The sequence below is a fragment of the Mesorhizobium intechi genome (assembly GCF_002879535.1).
In the GTDB taxonomy this organism is placed as follows: Bacteria; Pseudomonadota; Alphaproteobacteria; order Rhizobiales; family Rhizobiaceae; genus Mesorhizobium; species Mesorhizobium intechi.
Window position 1 is genome coordinate 1 of the sequence record NZ_PNOT02000170.1, and the last position, 3395, is coordinate 3395.

Below are 3395 nucleotides of genomic sequence, written 5' to 3' on the forward strand. Positions count from 1 at the left end.
GGTGCGACCGGGGCAACCGGAGCCACAGGTGCAACTGGTGACACCGGGGCAACTGGAGCGACAGGCGACACTGGCGCGACCGGAGCAACCGGGGCAACCGGAGCCACAGGTGCAACTGGTGACACCGGGGCAACTGGGGCGACAGGCGACACTGGCGCGACCGGAGCAACCGGGGCCACAGGTGCAACTGGTGACACCGGGGCGACCGGGGCAACTGGAGCGACAGGGGACACTGGCGCGACCGGGGCGACCGGAGCGACTGGAGCGACAGGCGACACTGGCGCGACCGGCGCGACCGGAGCCACAGGTGCAACTGGTGACACCGGGGCGACCGGGGCAACTGGAGCGACAGGCGACACTGGCGCGACCGGAGCAACCGGGGCCACTGGAGCGACAGGCGACACTGGCGCGACCGGAGCAACCGGAGCCACAGGTGCAACTGGTGACACCGGGGCAACTGGAGCGACAGGCGACACTGGCGCGACCGGAGCAACCGGGGCCACTGGAGCAACAGGCGACACTGGCGCGACCGGAGCAACCGGGGCAACCGGAGCCACAGGTGCAACTGGTGAAACCGGAGCAACGGGGGCCACTGGAGCGACAGGCGACACTGGCGCGACCGGAGCAACCGGGGCTACCGGAGCCACAGGTGCAACTGGTGACACCGGGGCGACCGGAGCAACCGGGGCCACTGGTGATACCGGAGCGACCGGCGCGACTGGTGCGACTGGAGCAACGGGGGCAACCGGCTCGACTGGTGCGACTGGCTCGACCGGCGCAACCGGTGCGACTGGGGCAACTGGCTCGCAAGGTCCGACAGGCCCGACCGGAGGCACCGGTTCGGGTGGTGGTGACACTGGTGACCACCACCACCATGGCAATAACGGCTTTGGCAATGGAGATCAGGATGCGCCTGGTAATTCCGGGAACCATAACAATGCCGAAAACGGCCCTGGTCACAACAAAGCCAACGTCACGGCCAGCACGCTGGGGCTGACGGACACGGCGAAGTTCCTGCAGTCCGGCTCGGCTGGCGGCAACGGTGATCCCGGCAGTCAGGCGTCGTTCCGCAACCTCATCGGCCTTGCGGCCACATCGGTCTCGACGGACCTGCTCAACGTCCTCAAGACGATTGGCGGAGCTGGTCACAACCCGAACAAGCCGTCTGGGGCGAGCACGGATCTCACCTCGGATCAGACCAAGCCTGGCGCCGGCTACGCCAGCAACGACCACGCCGTCAAGACGTCCCTGAAGGATCTCTTGAAGCCGCACGGCTGAGCGGCGAATGGACCTGGACCGGTCCAGGTTGGAAGATGGGCGCGCGGGCTTCGCTGGAAAGCGGGGTCCGCGCGCCGATCATTCGTGCCGGCTCGTTTGGCATCGTCAGGCATGCCGGGTGCCAGGTGCAGCCGCTTGCAGGCGGTCCGCTTCTGGTCCGGCCATGGCCGCCATTGGCGGATTGAAAGCGACTTGAAGGAGCCGCCAAGTCTCAGATTTCCAAGACAATTTGCGCGAGTCCGGCGCCTCGCTATTGACCGAGGCCTGCGGCTCCATTCTTGGCAATTTACCAATTCCTTACCTAATAGTTTACAAATCGCTAATTTTCGACTTTACTAATATGTGGGTATGGAGGGTGCCCGCGGATCGCACGGTCGGGTGGCCGGCGGTCTTTGCAGGCGAGTTTGGGCAGGGATCTGGGTAGCAAGGCTATTTAGCGGATGTTGAAGGTGCGCTCACCGGGCGTGCCGTGAGATGCCGCGTCCATGTCTGCCTTCGGCGGAAGGCAGATGTTCCCATTCCGGAGTTCGCTCGCGAGTTTGCCGCCGAGGCGTTGGCGGTACGAGTGACGGGAGTGGGTACTGTGTATCAAGTGTTGTCGCGTGCGCCCCGGGGCGCTGTGCCAGGGATCGATGGGCGCCAAATTCATCCGCTTCCTGCCGCGGCGACTGGTCGCCCGAATGCACGGGCCGATGCGCCTCTGGCCGGCGCTCCAGAAATCCTTTTCGTCGATCCCTCGGTAGCCGATCTCGGCACGATCTTCGCCAATCTGAGGCCGGAGGTCGAGGCGATCCTGCTCGACGCCAACCGCCCGGCCGCGCGCCAGATGGCGCTGGCGCTCGAAGGCCGCTACGGCCTCGACGCCGTGCACGTCATCGCCCACGGCGCGCCCGGGCGGGTGAATTTCGCGGCGGGCGAATGGTCGGCCGAGACGCTGGGTGCCGATGGATCCGACCTCGCCGCGATTGGCGATGCGCTGGGCGGATTGGGCGAACTGCTGCTTTGGAGCTGCAACGCCGGCGCCGGCGGAAGCAATTTTATCGACGCGCTGTCAAGCGCGACGGGAACGCCGGTTGCGGCCGCGAACGGCCTGGTCGGGTCGCCGGTGCTTGGCGGGCACTGGCAACTGAACGTGAAGACAACACAGGACGCGGCGGCGCGGCCGCCGCTGACCCGGGGGGGCATCATGAGCTACGCAGCGGTTCTGGCGGCAATCGAGATCACCGTATCCGGCCTGGTCCCGAGCGGCCTTGCGGCCGGCACGACGACATACTTCGTGGTCGACAGGGACCACGGCTCGATCGTCGGCAACATCAATCTGCCGAACATGGCGAACAGGGCCTTCCGCATCACCGTCAGGGTGCCCGCCGGATCGACGGGCCTAGACGTCGGAGTGTTCGACGAGACCGGCAAGTTCACCTCGGCCGGCTTCACGGTGGATGTGCCTGCGCCTCCCTCCGGCGCCGTCGGAACAAGGGGGTGATGTCATGCTGAACACTCCGGTTCCCTTCCCAAGCCCGGCCACACTGCCGGGCCTTTGCGCATCAACGGGGCAAGTTTCGCCCGCAATCGCCGACCGCATTCATGCCGTAGCGTTCGGCTCCGAAGTCGTTTTCATCGATCCTGCCGTCAGCGATATCGGGACGCTCCTGGCCGGGCTGCGGCCCGGCGTGAGGCCGGTGCTGCTCGATGCCACACGGCCCGCGGCCGCGCAGATGGCGGCGGCCCTGGCTGGTCGCCGAGACCTTGCTGCTGTGCATGTCATCGCCCACGGCGCGCCCGGGCGCGTCGCCTTCGCGGCTGGTGAATGGTCTCTTGCGGCTCTCGAGCGTGACGCGCGCCACCTTGAAGCCATCGGCCGCGCGCTTGGCGAAGATGGGGACTTGCGGCTGTGGAGCTGTGAGACGGGCCGAGGCTCGGCTGGTGAGGCGTTTGTCGAAGCGCTCTCTGAGGTGGTGGGCGCGGAAGTATCGGCCTCGACGGTGCTGGTGGGCGCTGTGGCGCTCGGGGGGCAATGGGACCTGCCGGCATCAGCTGGCGCTCGGGTGGCACCGCCGCTAACCGACGCCGGGGCGCTAACTTACGCTGGCGTGCTGAGTCTTGAAGTGGCGCTGACT

General features: G+C 67.0%; 2 protein-coding genes and 1 pseudogene. All 3 read left to right on the plus strand.

What is annotated here, in order from left to right; all coding sequences use genetic code 11:
- Positions 1–1278, plus strand: a pseudogene (locus C1D09_RS14600) (hypothetical protein); the annotation flags it as partial.
- Positions 1279–1897: 619 nt separating this feature from the next.
- A complete protein-coding gene (locus tag C1D09_RS14605) occupies positions 1898–2761 on the plus strand; it encodes a DUF4347 domain-containing protein (protein WP_167514613.1) in 864 nt (287 codons plus the stop codon).
- A gap of 4 nt (positions 2762–2765) precedes the next feature.
- Positions 2766–3395 (plus strand): DUF4347 domain-containing protein (locus tag C1D09_RS14610; protein WP_167514614.1); only part of this gene is annotated, 630 nt, incomplete at its 3' end.